This is a genomic window from Alphaproteobacteria bacterium, from assembly GCA_020638555.1.
GTDB lineage: Bacteria > Pseudomonadota > Alphaproteobacteria > Bin95 > Bin95 > JACKII01.
In genome coordinates this window covers 124,755-142,989 of record JACKII010000003.1, presented here as the reverse complement: position 1 = coordinate 142,989, position 18,235 = coordinate 124,755, and the positions used below count along the sequence as shown (strand labels likewise).

The 18,235-nt window shown below is 69.1% G+C and carries 17 protein-coding genes; all 17 read right to left on the bottom strand.

Annotation, left to right across the window (positions count from 1 at the left end; all coding sequences use genetic code 11):
• Positions 1–25 precede the first annotated feature (25 nt).
• The 17 genes from folP to H6844_12145 all read right to left on the bottom strand — a co-directional run bounded on the left by folP (position 26) and on the right by H6844_12145 (position 18,214).
• Positions 26–1,090 carry a dihydropteroate synthase gene (folP, locus tag H6844_12225; GenBank protein MCB9930165.1) on the bottom strand — a complete coding sequence of 355 codons (1,065 nt, stop codon included), beginning with the start codon at positions 1,088–1,090 and terminating at the stop codon, positions 26–28.
• A complete protein-coding gene (locus H6844_12220) occupies positions 1,087–2,988 on the bottom strand; it encodes an ATP-dependent metallopeptidase FtsH/Yme1/Tma family protein (protein ID MCB9930164.1) in 1,902 nt (633 codons plus the stop codon). Before H6844_12220 ends, folP begins: the two co-directional genes overlap by 4 nt.
• Positions 2,989–3,078: 90 nt before the next feature.
• On the bottom strand, positions 3,079–3,333 hold the full coding sequence (locus H6844_12215; GenBank protein MCB9930163.1) for a hypothetical protein: 255 nt from the start codon (positions 3,331–3,333) through the stop codon (positions 3,079–3,081).
• Positions 3,330–4,289 (bottom strand): tRNA lysidine(34) synthetase TilS, encoded by a 960-nt coding sequence (tilS, locus tag H6844_12210; protein ID MCB9930162.1) that lies wholly within the window; start codon positions 4,287–4,289, stop codon positions 3,330–3,332. Before tilS ends, H6844_12215 begins: the two co-directional genes overlap by 4 nt.
• A 165-nt stretch (positions 4,290–4,454) precedes the next feature.
• Complete coding sequence (locus tag H6844_12205) at positions 4,455–4,898, bottom strand: hypothetical protein (GenBank protein MCB9930161.1); 444 nt, start codon at positions 4,896–4,898, stop codon at positions 4,455–4,457.
• 15 nt (positions 4,899–4,913) lie between these two features.
• A complete protein-coding gene (pal, locus tag H6844_12200; GenBank protein ID MCB9930160.1) occupies positions 4,914–5,396 on the bottom strand; it encodes a peptidoglycan-associated lipoprotein Pal in 483 nt (160 codons plus the stop codon).
• A 139-nt stretch (positions 5,397–5,535) separates the two neighbouring features.
• A complete protein-coding gene (locus H6844_12195; GenBank protein ID MCB9930159.1) occupies positions 5,536–6,720 on the bottom strand; it encodes an ABC transporter permease in 1,185 nt (394 codons plus the stop codon).
• A complete protein-coding gene (locus H6844_12190; protein MCB9930158.1) occupies positions 6,717–7,715 on the bottom strand; it encodes an ABC transporter permease in 999 nt (332 codons plus the stop codon). Before H6844_12190 ends, H6844_12195 begins: the two co-directional genes overlap by 4 nt.
• A 61-nt stretch (positions 7,716–7,776) precedes the next feature.
• Positions 7,777–9,660 carry an ABC transporter substrate-binding protein gene (locus H6844_12185; GenBank protein MCB9930157.1) on the bottom strand — a complete coding sequence of 628 codons (1,884 nt, stop codon included), beginning with the start codon at positions 9,658–9,660 and terminating at the stop codon, positions 7,777–7,779.
• A gap of 14 nt (positions 9,661–9,674) precedes the next feature.
• A complete protein-coding gene (locus H6844_12180) occupies positions 9,675–11,480 on the bottom strand; it encodes an ABC transporter ATP-binding protein (protein MCB9930156.1) in 1,806 nt (601 codons plus the stop codon).
• Positions 11,481–11,536: 56 nt separating this feature from the next.
• On the bottom strand, positions 11,537–12,049 hold the full coding sequence (locus H6844_12175) for a hypothetical protein (GenBank protein ID MCB9930155.1): 513 nt from the start codon (positions 12,047–12,049) through the stop codon (positions 11,537–11,539).
• Positions 12,046–12,813, bottom strand: a complete 768-nt coding sequence (locus H6844_12170) for a hypothetical protein (GenBank protein ID MCB9930154.1) — start codon at positions 12,811–12,813, stop codon at positions 12,046–12,048. The genes H6844_12175 and H6844_12170 overlap by 4 nt, the downstream gene beginning before the upstream one ends.
• The gene (locus H6844_12165; GenBank protein MCB9930153.1) at positions 12,810–13,985 is read right to left on the bottom strand and encodes a glycosyltransferase; all 1,176 of its coding nucleotides are present in this window, start codon (positions 13,983–13,985) and stop codon (positions 12,810–12,812) included. The genes H6844_12170 and H6844_12165 overlap by 4 nt, the downstream gene beginning before the upstream one ends.
• Complete coding sequence (locus H6844_12160; protein MCB9930152.1) at positions 13,982–14,578, bottom strand: histidine phosphatase family protein; 597 nt, start codon at positions 14,576–14,578, stop codon at positions 13,982–13,984. The genes H6844_12165 and H6844_12160 overlap by 4 nt, the downstream gene beginning before the upstream one ends.
• Positions 14,560–15,687 carry a glycosyltransferase family 4 protein gene (locus H6844_12155; GenBank protein ID MCB9930151.1) on the bottom strand — a complete coding sequence of 376 codons (1,128 nt, stop codon included), beginning with the start codon at positions 15,685–15,687 and terminating at the stop codon, positions 14,560–14,562. Before H6844_12155 ends, H6844_12160 begins: the two co-directional genes overlap by 19 nt.
• 15 nt (positions 15,688–15,702) lie before the next feature.
• Positions 15,703–16,986: a glycosyltransferase gene (locus H6844_12150; protein MCB9930150.1), complete on the bottom strand. Its 1,284-nt coding sequence runs from the start codon at positions 16,984–16,986 to the stop codon at positions 15,703–15,705.
• Positions 16,979–18,214 (bottom strand): hypothetical protein, encoded by a 1,236-nt coding sequence (locus tag H6844_12145; GenBank protein ID MCB9930149.1) that lies wholly within the window; start codon positions 18,212–18,214, stop codon positions 16,979–16,981. The genes H6844_12150 and H6844_12145 overlap by 8 nt, the downstream gene beginning before the upstream one ends.
• Between the last annotated feature and the right edge of the window lie 21 nt (positions 18,215–18,235).

The following is an 18,235-nucleotide window of genomic DNA, read 5'->3' as shown; positions in this document are numbered from 1 at the left end:
CCTACGTGTTTCGGTTCATACCCTTTTAGCGGAAGAATCGGGCGATTTGCAGCGCCTGTCGCGTGGCGGCGACATCGTGGACGCGCAGAATGGCTGCCCCGCCCTGTTCCGCGACCAGGGCGGCCGCCAGCGAGGCGGGCAGGCGGTCCGCGGCGGCCGGCGCGCCGGCGATGAAGCCCAGCGAGGCCTTGCGCGAGACACCGATGACAATCGCCACGCCCAGGCCGGAGAGCAGGGGCAGATGCTGCAAGATGGCCTGGTTGTGGTGCACCCCTTTGCCGAAGCCGAAACCCGGGTCGATGGCGATGCGGTGCCGCGCCACCCCGGTGGCGGTCAGCGCGGCGATCCGGGCGTCGAACCAGTCATAGAGGCTGAAAATGCCGCGGGCCGAGCGCGGCCAGCGCTGCATGGTGGTGGGATTGCCCCGCATATGGCCGATGACGACCGCGGCGCCGTCCGTCAGCGCCGCCGCCGGCATCAGGCCGGAGACGTCGTTGACGATGCGGGCGCCCGCCGCAATCGCCGCTTCGGCCACCGACGGGCGCAGCGTGTCGGTCGAGACCACGGCGCCTTCCGCCGCCAGCGTGCGGATCACCGGCAGGGCCGCCGCGCACTCCCGCTCGGTGGCGGCGACCAGGTCGCTGCCGGGCCGGGTCGACTGGCTGCCGATATCGAGGATCGCGGCCCCCTCCGCCGCCAGTTGCCGGCCATGGGCGATGGCGGCGGCGATGTCCGGCTTGCGGGAATGGGCATAGAAGCTGTCGGGGGTCAGATTGACTACCCCCATCAGCGAGGGCCGTGCATCATGGCCGTCCGGCACGCCGCAAAACCCCGGTGGGCGTCGCCAGTGGTCGACGACGCGCCGGGCCTGCTCGCGCTCGCCCGCGTCCAGGGTGTCGAGCCACGCGGGCAGTTCGCCGGCGGCCAGTACCGTGCGCGGTTTGGGGGTGTCCGGCCGCCAGATGCCGATGCTCAGTGCCGAAACGGCACCGCCCAGCGCCGGCACGCTGTCGGCGTGCGGGCGGCTGGGACGGGGCAGCAGGTCGAGGGGCTCCAGATAGAGCCGGGGCGGCGATAGGGTCTTGATCACGCCTCGGCCGGGCGGGGCTTGGTCGCGGGGAAGGTGGAGCGCCCGCCATGGTCGGCCGGCTTGTCCGGCGTGCTGGGCTCCGACGATGCCTCGGGCGGCCGCTGGATGTTGATGGTCTCGCCCCGCAGCAGCGCCTCGACATTGTCGCGGTTCAGCGTCTCGTATTCCATCAGGCCGACGGCGAGACGGTGCAACCCGTCCAGGTGGGCGAGCAGGATGGCGCGGGCCGTGGTCTCGCCTTCCTCGACGAAGCGACGGGTTTCCTCGTCGATCAGCCGGGCGGTGGCGTCCGAGACGTTCTTGCGCTGCGCCACGGAATGGCCGAGGAACACCTCTTCCTCGTTGTCGGCAAAGCGCAGCGGGCCCAGCTTTTCGGAATAGCCGAACTCGGTGACCATGCGCCGGCCGAGGCTGGTGGCCTTCTTGATGTCGTCGGAGGCGCCGGTGGTGACGAAATCCTTGCCGAAGATCAGCTCTTCCGCGACGCGGCCGCCGAACAGGCTGGCGATCAGCGCCTTCAACTCCGTGGCCGACTTCGAATAGGCGTCCCGCTCCGGCAGGAACATGGTGACGCCCAGCGCGCGGCCGCGCGGGATGATCGTCACCTTGTGCAGCGGCTCGTGGCCCTTGACCTTGAGCATGACGATGGCGTGGCCGGCCTCGTGATAGGCGGTCAGCGCGCGCTCGTGCTCGGCCATGACCATGGAGCGGCGCTCCGACCCCATCATCACCTTGTCCTTGGCGTCCTCGAAGTCGCGCATGGACACGTTCTGGTGGTTGCGTCGGGCCGCGAGCAGCGCGGCCTCGTTCACGATGTTGGCGAGGTCGGCGCCGGAGAAGCCCGGCGTGCCGCGGGCGATGACCTTGGCGTCGACGTCCGAGGCGGTCGGCACGTTGCGCAGGTGGACCTTCAGGATCTTCTCGCGGCCGATCACGTCGGGGTTCGGCACCACCACCTGGCGGTCGAAGCGGCCGGGGCGCAGCAGCGCCGGGTCGAGCACGTCCGGGCGGTTGGTGGCGGCGATCAGGATCACGCCCTCGTTCGCCTCGAACCCGTCCATTTCCACCAGCAACTGGTTCAGGGTCTGCTCGCGCTCGTCATTGCCGCCGCCGAGGCCGGCGCCGCGATGGCGGCCGACCGCGTCGATTTCGTCGATGAAGATGATGCAGGGCGCGTTTTTCTTGCCCTGTTCGAACATGTCGCGCACCCGGCTGGCGCCGACGCCGACGAACATTTCGACGAAGTCCGAGCCGGAAATGGTGAAGAAGGGCACGTTGGCCTCGCCGGCGATGGCGCGGGCCAGCAGCGTCTTGCCGGTGCCGGGCGGGCCGACCAACAGCACGCCCTTGGGGATTTTGCCGCCCAGGCGCTGGAATTTCTGCGGGTCGCGCAGGAATTCCACCACTTCCTGCAACTCGCTCTTGGCCTCGTCGATGCCGGCGACGTCCTCGAAGGTGACGCGGCCCTGGCGCTCGGTCAGCAATTTGGCCTTGGACTTGCCGAAGCCCATGGCGCGGCCGCCGCCCGATTGCATCTGGCGCATGAAAAAGATCCAGACGCCGATCAGCAGCAGCATCGGGAACCAGGAAATCAGGATGCTGAGCAGCGTGTTGTCTTCCGGCGGCACGGCGGTGACGCGGGCGCTGCTGTTCTTGGCCTCGGTCAGAAGCTCATTCGAGTCCGGCAGATACGTATAGAATTCCCGGCCGTCACGGAAATGCCCGTTCACGTCATGGCCGCTGATTTCCATGTCGCGTACGTTGTCGTTGCGCACATCGGAAATCAGGTCCGAATAGGCCACCTGATTGCGGTGCGAAGTCCCGACCGAGCCCTGGAACGCGTTAAACAACGCCACCAGCAGAACGAAGATTATCAGCCAAACGACGATATTGCGCATTAGGTATCCCAGGTTGGCGACGCCAAGCGGCCCGCGCTCGATGCGGACTTCCAGACATTATGGATGTATGAAGAAGATAAGACGCGATGGCTAGGGCACAAGCCGAAAATTCGCGGCCTCGTCGGGTGTAAGCCAGGCGCAAGCCAGATTGGACGCCCAGAACGGGCCGTGCGGCCCGCGCCAGAGGCCCAGGTGCGGAATAGCCGCAAGGCGGCCGTCGCCGAAAAGCGCCGGCAGGCCGTCCAGCACGGTGGCCGGCGCCAGCCGCTCCAGGGCGCCGACGCGCCGCCCCGCCAGGGCTTCGACCGTCCAGGCGCCGGCCGGCGGTGCCGCGCGCAGGGTCACCCGGCAGCGCCCGTCCCAGACCGTGTCTTCGCATACCGCGCCGCCGCTAAGAGGCAGGGCCGCGACGATGCTTTCCGCCCGCCGCGCCACCCACCAACGGCCGCCGTCTGCCGCCAGCCGCGCGCCGCCCAGCGTGGCGGGCGGGCCATGGTGCAGGGCGGCCGCGAAGTCGGCCTGGCGCAACCGGTCGGCCGCCCCGTCGCCGGGCCGACCGCCAGCCGGGCCGCGCGCCGCAGCAGACGTTCGGCGAGACCGGGCGAAAGCGCGCGCAGCATCGCGGCATCGAAGGCCACCGCGCCCAGCGGCGAGACCGTCGCCGCCAGCGCCCAGGCCTCCGCCTCCAGGCGCTCGCGTGCCATGCGCCAGCGGGCGATGCGGCGCACCCGCTCTGCGTCCCGGGCTTGTGCCTGCGTTCCGACCCGGTCCGGGAGGGGGGCGTTCAGCACCCGGCGGACAGCGGAGCGCTTGTAGGCAGGGTTGCGGTTCGACGGGTCCTCCGCCCAGCCGACGCCGGCGGCCATCAGGCCGCGGCGCAGGTCGCGGGCCGAGCGGTCGAGCAGGGGCCGTTCGATCCGCACGCCGTCCACGCTCCGGGCGGCGCTGATGCCGGCCAGCCCTTCCAGCGGGCCACCGGCCAGCAGGCGGATGGCGGCGGTCTCGATGGCGTCGTCGCCATGCTGGCCGAGCCAGAGCCGGGCAAGGCCGTGGTCGCGACAGAAACCGACCAGAGCCTCCAGGCGTGCCGCGCGCCAATGGGCGTGGCCATGGCCCTTCGGCTGCACGGTCAGGGTGCGGAAGGCGATGCCGAGGCGCTGCGCCAGTCCGGCGATCCGGGCGCGCTCGGCTGCGGTGGCGACACGGGTGCCGTGATCGATGGCGAGCGCGACCAGCGCGGACGGCGTATGCGTCGCCGCAGCATGCAGCAGCAAGGCGGTGCTGTCGGCACCGCCGGACACCGCAACCGCCAGGGTCGCTCCGAGCGGACGGTCCGTCCTCTCGGGAGGGGGAAAATCGTGTTGACCGGGAAAATCCGCCGCACTGCCCATCGCGCAGGCCATCCACCGATTGTTGCGGCAAAGTCGGGCGGCAGGGGGCGCGGCCCTAACGGCCGGTTTGCCGGGCTATTCGCATCCGCTGCTGCGTTTTGCCTCTTCGACCCAGACCCGCCAGATCGGCGCCATTTTGTCGGTCAGCGGCAGCACGATGCCCGCATAGCGGCAGGCATTGTCGCGGTCGCCGTTGCGCGAAAGCGCCAGCGTTGCGACCACCGCCGCACGCAGGCCCAGCGGCTGTGCGCCGTGCTTCTCCGCAACCGGGCCGAGGGTGGCGATGGCGGTCGGGTAGTCCTGCAAGGCGAAGGCGGCGAGGCCGCGATAATAGTCCGCCTCGTCCGCCAGAGCGGGCGGCAATGCCGCCGCATCCGCCGGCCGCGGCTGGGCCGCGGCCTGGAAATCGCCGCGCAGCAGCGGCGCACGCAGCGCCGCCCTGTCGTCGGCGCCTGCCGCTGCCGTCGGCAGCAGCAGGCCGAGAAGGAGGAGGCGCAGGGCTGTCGTTTGCCAGCGCATGGCGCCCTCCGTCTCTTATTGCACCACGACGACGGCGCGGCGGTTCTTCGCCCACGCGGCCTCGTTCGAGCCGAGCACGGCCGGACGGTCCTTGCCGAAGGTCGTGGTCTCGATCCGGTTTTCCGCGACGCCCATGGCCATCAACGCCACCTTGACCTCGTGCGAGCGACGGGCGCCCAGCGCGTAGTTGTAGTCGCGGGTGCCGCGCTCGTCGGCATGGCCTTCGATCAGCACGCGAACGGACGGGTTTTCCTGCATCCATTTGGCCCAGGCCGCCACGGTGCCCTGCATGTCCGGGCGAACGGTGTAACGGTCGAAATCAAAGAAGACCCGATCGCCGATGGTCTGGTTCAAATAGGCCTGGGTGTTGGGGGCAGGGCCGGCCGGCTGGGTGGTGGTGCCGGTGCCGCCGGTGCCGCTGGCATCGGTGCCAGCCTGCTGGCTGGTGCTACAGGCCGCCAGGAACAGGCCCAAGGCCAACGCCAAAAGAAACCGCATGAAAACTCTCCTTCGTCAAAGCGACGGGGGTTGAGTGGGGGCGGCGCAGGAGGGGGATAAGCGCCAGCGGCAGACCCTACGCCCGGACCCGGCACGATGCAATTGCACCGCGCCGGCACGCGTTAACAAAGGTTTGTGATCAGCCGCTCTTGTATGGGTCTGCCGCGTCGCGCAGTCCGTCGCCCAGGAAGTTGAAGGCCAGGATGGTCAGAATCACCGGCACCACCGGCAGCATCAGCCAGGGATAGAGCGCGACCACGTTGATGTTCTGCGCCTCCACCAGCAGCACGCCCCAGCTGGTGATCGGCGGGCGCAGGCCCAGGCCGAGAAAGCTGAGCGCGGTCTCGCCCAGAATCATGCTGGGGATGGAAAGCGTGGCCGATGCGATCAGATGGCTCATGAAGTTGGGGATCAGGTGGCGGCCGATCACCCGCGCCGGCTTGGCGCCCATCAGCACCGCGGCGGTGGTGAAATCCTCCTCGCGCAGAGCCAGCAGCTTCGAGCGCACGGCGCGCGCGAGCCCGGTCCAGTCCAACATGCCCAGGATGATGGTGATGCCGAAATAGACCAGGATCGGGCTCCACGTCACCGGCAGGGCGGCGGACAGGGCCATCCACAACGGCAGTTCCGGAAACGAGCGCACCACCTCGATCGCGCGCTGCACCGTATTGTCGACCCAGCCGCCGTAATAGCCGGCCAGCCCGCCCAGGAGGATGCCGATGGCGAACGAGATCGTGATGCCGAACAGGCCGACCGTCAGCGAGATGCGCGCGCCATAGATGATGCGCGACAGCACGTCCCGCCCCAGCCGGTCGGTGCCGAGCAGGAACAACTGGCCGCCTTCGGCCGGGCAGACCAGGTGGAACCGCCCCTCGATCATGCCGAAATAGCGGTAGGAATCGCCCAGGCAGAAAAAGCGCAGCGGCTGCGGCAGGGTCGTGTCTTCCGTATAGCGCCACTGGAAATCCTTGAGGTCGAACTCCCCGACGCTCTTGTAGACGAACGGGCCGACGAAGGCGCCGTCGTGGAACCAGTGCACCTCCTGCGGCGGATGGTAGAGGAAGTCGGTGTTCCGCGTTTGCAGCGCGTAGGGTGCCAGGATTTCGCTGACCAGGATCGAGGCGTAGAGCGCGATCAGGAACAGGCCGGACCAGACCGCCAGCCGGTGGCGTTTCAGCTTCCACCACATCAACTGCCACTGGGTGGCCAGGTAATAGCGTTCCTGCTCGGCCGTCACGGCCTCGACCGAATAGGGGTCGAACGGCGCCTTGGAAACGGTGTGCGGCAGGGGGTCCAGGTCGGGGCGGCGGGGCGGGGCGGTCATTCGCCATTGCCTCCGCCCAGGCGGATGCGCGGGTCGAGCGCGGCCAGGGCCAGATCGGAGATCAGGACGCCGATGACCGTCAGCGAGGCCAGGAACATCAGGAACGAGCCCGCCAGATACATGTCCTGCGCCCTGAGTGCCTCGATCAGCATCGGCCCGGTGGTCGGCAGCGACAGCACCAGCGAGACGATGGCGGCACCGGAGACCACCTGCGGCAACAGGTTGCCGATGTCGGCGATGAACGGGTTCAGCGCCATGCGCAGCGGGTATTTCGTCAAGACTTTCAAGGGACTGAGGCCTTTGGCTCGGGCCGTGGTCACATATTGTTTCTGCAGTTCGTCCAGCAGGTTGGCGCGCAGGCGGCGGATCATGCCGGCCGTGCCGGACGTGCCGATCACCACGACCGGCACCCACAAATGCTCCAGCACGCTCAGGAATTTGGCCCAGGACATGGGCTGGTCCAGGAATTCCGGCGCCATCAGGCCGCCGATGGAGGTGCCGAACCAGACCTTGCCGAAATAGAGCAGCACCAGCGCCAGCAGGAAGTTCGGCGTCGCCAGCCCCAGGAAGCCGACCAGCGTCAGGCCGTGATCGCCCCAGCTATACTGGTTCGTCGCCGAATAAATGCCGATGGGAAAGGCGACGATCCAGGTGAAGATGATGGTGGAGAACGATAACAGGAAACTGAGATAGAGCCGGTCTCCCACCACCTCGCTCACGGGCAGGTCGTAGGCGAAGGAATAGCCGAAATCGCCGGTCAGCATGCCGCCGAGCCAGAGCAGGTATTGCTCCCAATAGGGCTTGTCGAGGCCGTATTGCTGGCGCAGGAACTCGATCTTGCTCTGGTCGACCGCCTCGCCCTGGGACTGCAATTCGGCCATGTAGGTGGTGAGATAGTCGCCGGGCGGCAGTTGGATGATGACGAACACCAACACGCTGATCGCCAGCAGGGTCGGAACCATCATCAGGATGCGCTGGGCCGTGTAGTTCAGCATCGGGCGGCCTGCCTGTCCCTCGGGTCGTGCGTTGCTTGCGGCGTGTGCATGGCGCGGACCCTCACTCCGGTGTCAGCCAGAACCGGTCCGGCCGGTAGCAGCCGAAATGCGCCCCCGGATCCCAGTTGTAGAAGCCGTTGGCGGGAATGTTGTGCAGGCGGTTCGATACGACCACCGGCTGTTCGGCGCCTGCGGCCAGCCCGATCGTGAACACCTGGTCGGTCCAGATGTCCAGCATATCGCGCCAGATGGCGCGGCGGGCGTCGTCGGTCCGAGCCTCGCGCCAATCCCGGTAGAGGTCGAACAGGAGTTGCGGCTCCGGCATGTCGATGGGCGCGCCGGATTGGCCCTTGGTCTCGTAGTATTGGCCCCAGCGCGGCCACTGCAATTGCTGCTGCGTGGTCGGCGCCAGTTCGGCGGGCGACATTTCGGCGGTGGCGAGGCCGTTTTCCAGGCCGAACCAGATCGCCATCTGCGTCTGGCCCGCAAAGATCCGGTTCCGCAGCACCTCGCGTTGCAGCGGTTTGGTGAAAATCTTGATGCCCGCGTCCAGCCAGGAATCGTGCACCAGTTGCAAGGCATCCACCTGCTCGGTGCTCTCGCCCGCGGTTTCGACGATGATTTCCAGCGGCCGTCCGTCCGGCAGGCGCCGGATGCCGCCCGGGCCTCGCTTCAGGCCGATTTCGTCCAGCAGCGCATTCGCCCGCTTCAGGTCGAACTGGGTCCAGCGGGTATCCCGCATCGTGTCGTACAACGGACTTGCCGGCAGGACGGTGTTCGCGGGGCCGGCTTTCACGGCGCGGCCGTAAAAGATCACCTGGTTGATCTCGTGCCGGTTCACCGCCAGCGACAACGCCCGCCGGAAGCGCACGTCCCGGAACAGGGCGCGCCAGACCGGGTCCTCGATGTTGAGGTTCGGATAAAGCGCCAGTTCCGCGCCCTTGCCGGTGCGCCACAGCAGCGTGTGAAATTTGTGGTTGTCCTCGTTCTGCTTCAGGAACGAGATATTGTCGAAGCGCAGATAGCGGGCCTGCAGGTCGCTTTCGCCGCTGCCGGCCTTGGCCGGGATCAGGCCGGACGAGGCGATGCCCATGATCACCTGGTCGATATAAGGCAGTTGCCGGCCTTGCGGATCGACCCGGTGATAGAACGGGTTGCGCTCGAAGACGAAGCGTTCGGCCGGCGCCTTGGTGGTGTTGCGCCAGGGCTCCAGCGTCGGCAGGTCCGGATTGTCGTTCTTGTAGGCATTGTCCTTGCGGTTGTGCAGCGAGGCCCAGTTGCGCCGCTTCGACTTCTTCACTCGCTCTTCCAGCTTGGCCGGGTCGGCATAGCGCGGATGGTATTTTTTCAGGTAGTGCTTGGGCGCATAGATATAGAGCGGCCGCGCGCCGGCCAGCGCCGGCAGGAAGGTGGGGTTCGGCTTCGGCCATGTGTAGCGCACCGTGGTGTCGTCCGGATATTCCACCACCGGCGGTTCGCCATCCACCAGCATCTCGATCGGCGGGCCGGAGGGCGACAATTCCGGATTGTTCGCCATATCCTCCCACCAATAGCGGAAATCGTCGGAGGTGAAGGGCTTGCCGTCGGACCATTTGTGGCCCTTGCGCAGATAGAGCGTGAAAATCCGCCCGTCCTCGACGGTGTAGCGCTCCAGAATGTCCGGCTCCAGTTCCAGCCGGTGATTGTAGCCGACCAGCCGGGCATAGCCGTACACCACCATCTGGCGCACGTCCTTGGCGCTGGCCATTAGGATGTTGATCGAGCCGCCCTCCCGGCCCGGCTCGGCAAAGGCGTCGGCGAAGGGCTCGACATCGGGTGTCTCGGGCAGGCGGTCCGCCACCGGCGGCAGGTCGCCGGCCTTCACCTTGTCGGCGAAATACGGCGTTTCTAGGTAGTTGGCCGCACTCAGCGACAGCCAAAGCAACAGCAATGCCAGAATGCGCATGGTCGGTCCGCCCCTCACGCCGCCGCCGCTTCGGCGCGCTGGCGCACATAGTGGCCCGGCTCCACCTCCACCAGCCGCGCGGCGCCGTCGGCGTCGGCATAGGGGGGCGGCCAGGCCGCGGGGTCGGACGCGCGTTCGTCCATCACCCGGCGGAAATCCAGCGGATGATCCAGGCTCGGCTCCGGCACCGCGCTCACCAGCGCCTGGGTGTAGGGATGGCGCGGGCCCCGGAACAGTGCGGCGCGCGGCGCCAGTTCCACCAGCCGCCCGGCGCACATCACCGCGATCCGGTCCGCCATATAGTCCACCACCGCCAGATTGTGGGAAATGAACAGGTAGGTCAGCCCCAACTCCCGCTGCAAATCCTTCAGCAGGTTCAGGATCTGCGCCTGCACCGACACGTCGAGCGCCGAGACGGGCTCGTCGCAGATCAGCACTTGCGGCCGCAGCGCCAGGGCACGCGCGATGCCGATGCGCTGGCGCTGGCCGCCGGAAAAGCTGTGCGGGTAGCGGTTCAGATAGCGCGGGTCCAGGCCGACGCGCTGCATCAGTTCGATGACGAAGGCGCGCCGCTCCGCCGCCGTGCCGATGCCATGGATCACCAGCGGCTCGCTGACGATGTCGAACACGGTCATGCGCGGGTTCAGGGCGCTGAACGGGTCCTGGAAAATGTACTGCATCCGGCGGCGCAACTGCATCAGTTGCGCCCCTTCGGCATGCAACACGTCGACTGGTCCGTTCTCGGTGCGCAGCGTGACGCTGCCGCTGTCCGGGGCCAGCGCCTGCATGATGATTTTCGAGGTCGTGGACTTGCCGCAGCCACTCTCGCCGACCAGACCCAGGCACTCGCCGGGAGCGATGGCGAACGAGACGTCGCGCACTGCCAGTGTCCGCCCGCCGGCATGGCTGCCCGCGAACAGGCCGCGCTTGCGCTGGCCGAAGGATTTGGTCAGCCCCGCGACCGTCAGAATCGGGTCGTGGCCTTCCAGGGGCGGGCGCGGCGTCAGCAGCGTGCCGCTGGCGGCTTCCACCTCGCGCAGCGGCACCAGCCGCTCGCCCACTTCCATGTGAAAGCGTGGCACCGCGTGCAGCAGCGCTTTCAGGTAGGGGTGGCCCGGATCGCGGAAAATATCCTCGACCGCACCGGATTCCATCAGCCGACCGTGATAGAGCACCACCACCTCGTCGGCGACATTGGCGACCACGCCCAGGTCGTGGGTGATGATCAGCACGGCCATCTGAAAACGGGCCTGCAAATCCTTCAGAAGCTTGAGGATTTGCGCCTGGATCGTCACGTCCAGCGCCGTGGTCGGCTCGTCGGCGATCAGCAGCGCCGGGCGGCAGACCAGCGCCATGGCGATCATCGCCCGCTGGCGCAGCCCGCCGGAGAGTTCGAACGGATAGCTGTCGATGGTGCGCTCCGGATCGGGGAAGCCGACCAGGTCCAGCATCTCGATGGTTTCGGCGCGCGCCTCTGTCTTGCCGACGCCGCGGTGGAGTTCCAGCGCCTCGCCGATCTGGTTGCCGATGGTGTGCACCGGCGAGAGCGATGTCATCGGCTCCTGGAAAATGATGGCGATGCGCCCGCCGCGCAGATTGCGGAAGGCGCCGCCGTCCGGCGCCAGTTGGGCGATGTCGACCACGGCGCCATTGGCCGCGGGATCGCGAAAGCGGATGGCGCCCCCGGTGATTTTGGCCACCCTTGGCAGGATGCCCATGATCGCCTGGGCGGTGACCGATTTGCCCGAACCGCTCTCGCCGACCAGGGCGACCGTCCGGCCCGCCGGCACGCGAAAGCTCAGCCCATCGACCGCCCGCATCGGCCCGCTCGGCAGGCTGAAGTCGATGCAGAGGTTCTCGACCTCAAGCAGCGGCGTCACGCGGTATCCTCCCTGGTGGGCAATGGTTGGCCCTTGGATGCAAAGTTTTCTCGTCCAATAAGCGTAACCGACAAATCGTGTCGAGTGATAGCGGTCACCACCCAACGCAGCAGGCCGTCGAAATCGTCCAGGTTCGAGTCCACCTTAACGGTTCCGTTTGGTCCGATCACTTTCAGTTGCAGCCAGCCCTTGTCTTTTTCCTTGCGGGTGGAAAAATAGCGCAGGTCGACCCCCTGCACGTCCTCCCAGCGAATCGCCTTGCTGCGTAAGCCTTCGATCCGGATTCCCGCGTCGGAGGCGATGACCGTCGATTTCTGGCGCATGAAGGTCGTCACGCCGAACGAGCCGAACAGGCCGGCAAACCCCAGGACGATCAACAGCACCAGGGGATGCGCGCCCAAAGCCGCCGGCAGCGGCACCATGGACAGGCCGAAGCCGGCGCCGGCGCGCAGATAGTCTGGCACCAGATTGCCGAGCGGATAGTGAAAACGGGCCTCTGCGGTGGTCATTCGGGCTCCGACGCCGGGTCAGGGAAGGCGGGCAGCGTCCAGACGCAGCACGATTTTTCTGTTGTAGCGGCGAACAGCGCGCCAAGAAAGGCCCAGGCGTCGGCCTGCATCACCCGATGATGGCCGAGCACGCCCGTCGGTTCGTCGGCGTCGGCCCGGCCGTTGCGCTTGGCGGACAGATGGGCGGTCAGGTCGCGGACGCAGGCCTCGGCGCCGCGGAAACTTGCCCCCGCCCGCCAATCCAGTAGGTCCACATGCGTGTTGATCCGGCCGAGCCCCGGCGCGGCAAAGGGCTTCGAGCGCGGCTTGAAGGTGGAAAGGCCGCAAAACCCCAGGCCGGGCAGCAGCGGCAGCAGGTCCGGCGCGATGCGGTTCCAGGGCGGCACCAGCACCGGCCGCGCCCGAGCGCCGAACCGCCGCGCCAGTTGCCGCCGGCCTTCCTCCAGGCCGGCGCGGATATCCGGCGCCGCGCTCACCAGTTCCTGCTTTTTCGCCGGCGGTGCGGCGCGGTTGGCGTGGCGGATGCCGTGCTGCCAGACCTGAACGCCCGACTCCGCCGCCACAGCGTCCGCCAGCGCGTCCGTCGCCGCCAGCGGGATCGCCGCCAGCGCCAACGGCACCTCCGCCGCGCGCCGCAGCGCCAGCATGGTTGCCAGGGCCGGAGCGGCGTCGGCGGCGTCGTCGTCGCGCCACCAGAATTGCGCCACCCGCCCGGCCTCGCTCCAGGCGTCGAGTTCGGCCAGCAGCGGCGCGAACGCGCTCACGCGCGCCGCCGGGCCAGCGCCGCCCGCAACAGGCGCACGGTCTCGGCAGACCCGTCGGTGGCCAGCCGGTCGAGCGAGCCGGGCGGGGCCGCCAGCGCCCGGTCGATGCCGGCGGCCAGGCGCTCCGGCGTCAGGTCCGCCTCGTTCACCACATGCAGCACGCCGCGCTCCGCCAGCCGCCGCGCCCGCAGCGTCTGCTCGCTCTCCAGCCCGCCCGCATAGGGGACGACGACGCCGGGAATGCCCGCCGCCAGCACGTCCATGATGGTGTTGTAGCCGGCCTGGCTCACAGACAGCCGCCCGCGGGCGAGCAGGCCGGGAAAGTCCGGCCGGGCCGGTTCGACCACCGTGTCCGCGTCGGCCAGCCGTTGCAGGTCCCGCACCGCCGCCTCGCCGATCCCGGCGCCGCAGAGCAGCCGCCAGGGCAGGTCGCGCGCCCGGCTGAGCGGCTTCGCGGCCAGGGCCGCGCGCAGCAGCGGTTCGCTGACGGCACCGCCGCCGGCGGAGACGATGACCTCGCCCTCGCCATCCCGGCCCGCCGCCGCGATCGGCTCTTCCACCACATAGCCGGTATAGGCGAGGCGGTCGCCGATGCGCTCCTTGTGCGGAAAGGTCTCTTCGAACGGCACCAGATCCGGGTCGCCGTGGACCAGCACCAGGTCGAACAGCCGCTCGGTCCGCTCCAGCATTTCCAGCAGGCGTTCGGGTTTGGGCGGCTCCACCAGGATATCGCGAACGGAGCAGGCGACCAGCACGCCCCTGGCACGCATTTCGGTCAGGAACGGCTCCAGTTCGAACGCCAGTTGCCGGCGGCCGAACGGAAACAGTTCGGTCAGCACGATGTCGGGCCGGATCGTCTCGGCGGCGGCCATCAGCGCGGTGCGGCGCGTCTCGCGCCAGGCGTCGTCGATGGGCCGGTCGCCTTCGGTGCGCAGGTCCTTGAAATACACATCCACCGCGCGCACCGGCGGCAATTGCATGAACCCGGCACCGTCGAGCCGCAGCCCCGGCACCGGGAAACCGCCGGAGACCACGGTGACAGCGAACCCGGACCGGGCCAGGGCGCGGGCCAGCGTCGCCGTGCGCTTCAGATGGCCGATGCCCAGCAGGTGCTGGACCCAGAACAGGATTTTCGGGGCGTCCCCGGCGCGCTCTGCCATGGTGTCGCTCATGGCACCGGCTCGCCCAGCGGCACATTGGCGTCGCGCAATTCCAGCGTGCCCTCGGCCGTCACCCAGAACACGTGGGCGGCCGGGCGGCGCAGTTTCACCGGCGACTTGCCGAGGAAATCCCAGCCGGTCGCCAGCGCCATCGCGACCCGGATCACGCCCCGGTGGGTGACGGCGACGGTCGGCCGGTCGCGCTCCGCCACCGCGCGCACAAAGTCCTGAAACCGCGCCGAGACCTGGCGCGGGCTTTCGCCGCCCGGCGGCTGGAAATCCCAGCCGCGGCCTTCCATTTCGGCCATTTCCTCGCCCAGGCTCTCGCGCAGGTCGGTGAGGCGCTTGCCCTGCCAGTCGCCCCAGTTCGTTTCCTGCAAGCGCTCGTCCACGGCGACGGTGCGGCCGGCCAGGTGCCGGGCGGTGTCGCGGCAGCGTTGCAGGGGGCTGGTCCACCAGTCGGCGGCCAGCAGCGGCGCCGGCGGCTCCCAGGTCAGCAGGGCTGCGCGCCCGGCCTCGCTCAGCGGCGTGTCGGTCTGGCCCTGGATGCGTCCGGCCTCGTTCCAGGTGGTGGGCGCGTGCCGGATCAGGCTGAGGAGTGGCATAGGGCCTCCGTCAGAATGCGGTCGAGTGCGATGGCTGCGGTTTGGAGCGAATGATGCCGCAAAACCCGCGCCCGCGCAGCCTGTCCCATCGCCTCACGCCGGGCGGGGTCGTCGAGCAGGGTGGCGACGGCGGCGGCGAAGGCGGCGATGTCGTCCGGCGGCGGCAGCAGGCCGGTCGTGTCGGCCGCGACCACCGCGGGCACGCCGTCGGTGCGGCCGGCCACCACGGGCAGCCCGCCGGCCTGCGCTTCCAGCAAGGCCATGCCGAACGCCTCGCGCACCGCGGGCCAGACCAGCAGGTCGGCGGCCGGATAGACGCGGGCGAGGGCCGCCTCGTCCAGCGCGCCGAGCCAGTGCACACGGTCCGCCAGCGGTGCGAAGGCGGCGTGCACCGCCGCCGCCGCCGGGCCGTCGCCCGCCACCAGCAGGCGCCAGGGGCGGTCGGTGAGGCGCGTCAGGGCCGCGGCCAGCTGGCGGTAGGAGGCGAGCTTGTCGCCGGGCCGCATCATGCCCACGGCCAGCAGCCAGGGCTCCCCCATCGGCAGGCCGTATCGCGCCGCCAGGGCCGCGCGGGCGCCTGCCGCCGGCGCGTACGGGGTCGGGTCGAGAAACGGTGGCAACAGGGCGATGCGGCCGGGGGCGAGCGGCTCCAGGCAGGCGCGGTCGTTCGGGTTCAGGCAGACGATGCGGGCCGCCTGGCGCACCGCATGCGCGACGGCGCGATGGCTCAGATCCCAGGGGCCGCCGGCGCGTTTCGGCGCATGGCTGGCCTCGATCGCGATATAGGGGATGCCCAGCGCCGCCGCCACGTGCGGGCCGATCCAGTCCGGTGCCTTGTAATAGAGGTGATAGGTGATCCACGCGTCGGGCCGGGCGTCCGCGCCCGCATACCGCCGCAGCAGCCGCGCTGCCACGCGCTGGCCGAGGTCGGCCAGCCGCGCCTGCCGCAGCCGGTCGCCGACCGCATCGCGCGACCGCAGCCGGGATGCCAGATGCACGTCATGGCCGGCGAGCCGCAACGCCTCCAGCAGCAGCCGGGCGATGCGGCGGTCGCCGGACGGGGTGGGGTGGTCCGGCGGCTTCAGCGGCGCATAAAAGGCAACGCGCATGCGGGGAGGACGCCCTTATTCCGCGGCGCGCGCTGACGGCGCACCGGCGGCGAGGCCGAAGCGCCGCGCCAGTCGGTCCACGCCGGTCTCGCACGAGAACCGCTGGCGCAACGCCGCCGCGCCGGCCAGGCCGAGGCGCGCGCGCTCCTGCGGCGCCCGGATCAGTGCCGCCAGGGCGTCGGCCAGCGCGGCCGGATCGCCCGGCGGCACCAAACGCCCGGTCTCGCCGTCGCGGATCAGTTCCGGGATGCCCGCCGCCGTCGTTGCCAGGCAGGCCAGGCCCTGGCTCTGCGCCTCCATCAGCACGTTCGGCAGGCCGTCGCGGTCGCCGTCATCCGCCACCTTGCTGGCGAGCACGAACAGGTCCGCCTCGCGATAGGCCGCGACCACCGCCTCCTGCGCCTGCGAACCCTGCCAGGTGATGCGGTGGGCGATGCCCAGGCGCTCGGCCCGCTGTTGCAGGGGCCTGGCAAGCTTGCCGCCGCCGATATGGGTCAAATGCCAGGCCAGGTCCGCCGGCAAGCGGGCGAGGGCGTCGAGCAGGTCGTCATAGCCCTTTTTCGGCACGGCCCGGCCGACCGAGAGCAGCCGCGCCGGCGCGCCGGGATCGCTGCCGTCACGTGCCCCGCGCTCGGCCAGCGGCGGCGGAAATCGGCCGAGGTCCAGGCCGTGATACAGCAACTCTACCCGTTCCGGCGCGGGTGCCAGCGCCTGGAGGTGCGCGGCGCCGAAGGCGGTGCAGGTCACCGCCCAGGCGCAATCCGCCAGCTTCTCGCGCTTTTCCCATTCGGGCGAGGTCCAGATGTCCTTGGCATGGGCGGAGACGCTCCACGAGAGGCCGCTGAGCGCCGCCGCATAGCGCGTCACCGAGGCCGGGGTGTGCAGGAAATGCGCGTGCAGATGGCCGATGTCCGCCGGAAGTTCAGCAGCCAGCACCAGCGCCTGGCCGAACCGTCGGCCGCGGTTCGGCGTGCGGTCGCGCCGCCAGTCGCGGAGCCATTGCCGCCGCACCGCCCGATAGGCCGGCCGCCGCCGCACCCGCCACCAGGCCCGCAGCACCCGGAGCGGCTCCTGATACAGGTATTCCGGCAGATAGAGCACCGGCGCCCGGATCGCGTCGTGCATCGGGTGACGCTTCCGGTCGGTCGGATGGCGCAGCGAGACGATGTGCTGGTAGAGCCCGCGCTGCTGCAACGCCAGGATTTCCTGGGCGATGAAGGTCTCGGAGAGCCGTGGATAGCCTTTCAGAACGACCGCAACCGCCGTCCGCCCGGGCGCGGAACCGTTGCGGTCAGTCACCGCCCGCCTCGGCAAAGCGCAGCGGCGGCAGGCGCGCCTGGTCCAATGCGCGACCGACCAGGCGATTGACGTTGTCCAGTCCGTCCAGCAGGCCCGGCACCACCACGTCCGACGGCCGGCCCTGCTGCGGCAATTGCCGGATCGCCGTCGCCATGACGCGCGCCGGGCGGCCGTCGTCCGGGTCGAGCATGCGCACCAGCCCCAGCTCCTGCGCCCGCGCGGCGCGGATCGACTGTTCCATGCGGGGCCGGGTGCGGGGGACGATGATGGCCGGCTTGTCGAACGACAGGATCTCGCAGAACGTGTTGTAGCCGCCCATGGCGATGACGCCAGTGGCGCCGGCGATCAGCGTTTCCATCTGGTTGTAGAAGGTGATCGCCTCGACATTGGCCAGCGCCTCGATGCGCTGGCGGAAGGCCTGTTGCTGCTCGCCCTGCATGAACGGGCCGAACACGACCAGGGCGCGATAGGGCTGGTCGGGGTCCTGCTCGTAAGCGCGGACCACCCAGTCCACCAGCGCATCGCCGTCGCCGCCGCCGCCGGGCGTCACCAGGATATAGGGCTCGGTGCCGACCAGGTTCACCGCCGCATCGGGCCGCGGGCTCACCCGCCGGCGCAGATAGCCGGTATAGACCATTTTGCGCCGCACGGAATCCGGCAGGTCGACCCCTTCCAGCGGGTCGCAGATTTGCGGCAGGCCATAAACCCAGATGTCGTCATAGAGATCGCGCAGCGCGGAATGGGCCTTTTTGCGCTTCCATTCCGGCTCCAGCGCGTCCGGATCGTCCATCACGTCGCGCAGGCCCAGCACGATGCGGGTGCCGTGTTCGCGCAGCATTTCCAGGGTGGCGCGCACCTCGCCGCGCAGGCCCAGCGGTTCCTTGTCGACCAGGAACACGTCGGGATCGAAAATCCGCGCGGTCTCGCCGATCACCGCCGCCCGCAATTCCAGCGTCTTTTCCGGGGCGATGTCGAGCGCGTGCGAGGTGTACTCGCCGTTCGACAGCTTGATCATGCCCGGAATGCGCACGAAATCGACCCGCGGACGGAAGTCGAAACTGCCGATGATCGGCGAGCCCGAAAGGATCAGCACCGACAGATGATCGTAGGTCTCCACCAGTGCATTGGCGATCTCGCGGCAACGGCGCAGATGGCCGAGGCCGAAACTGTCATGGCTGTAGATCAGGATCCGCCTGCTTCCCGACACACCAGTCAGCGCTTCTCGCATTGACCGCTCCCATTTGCAACT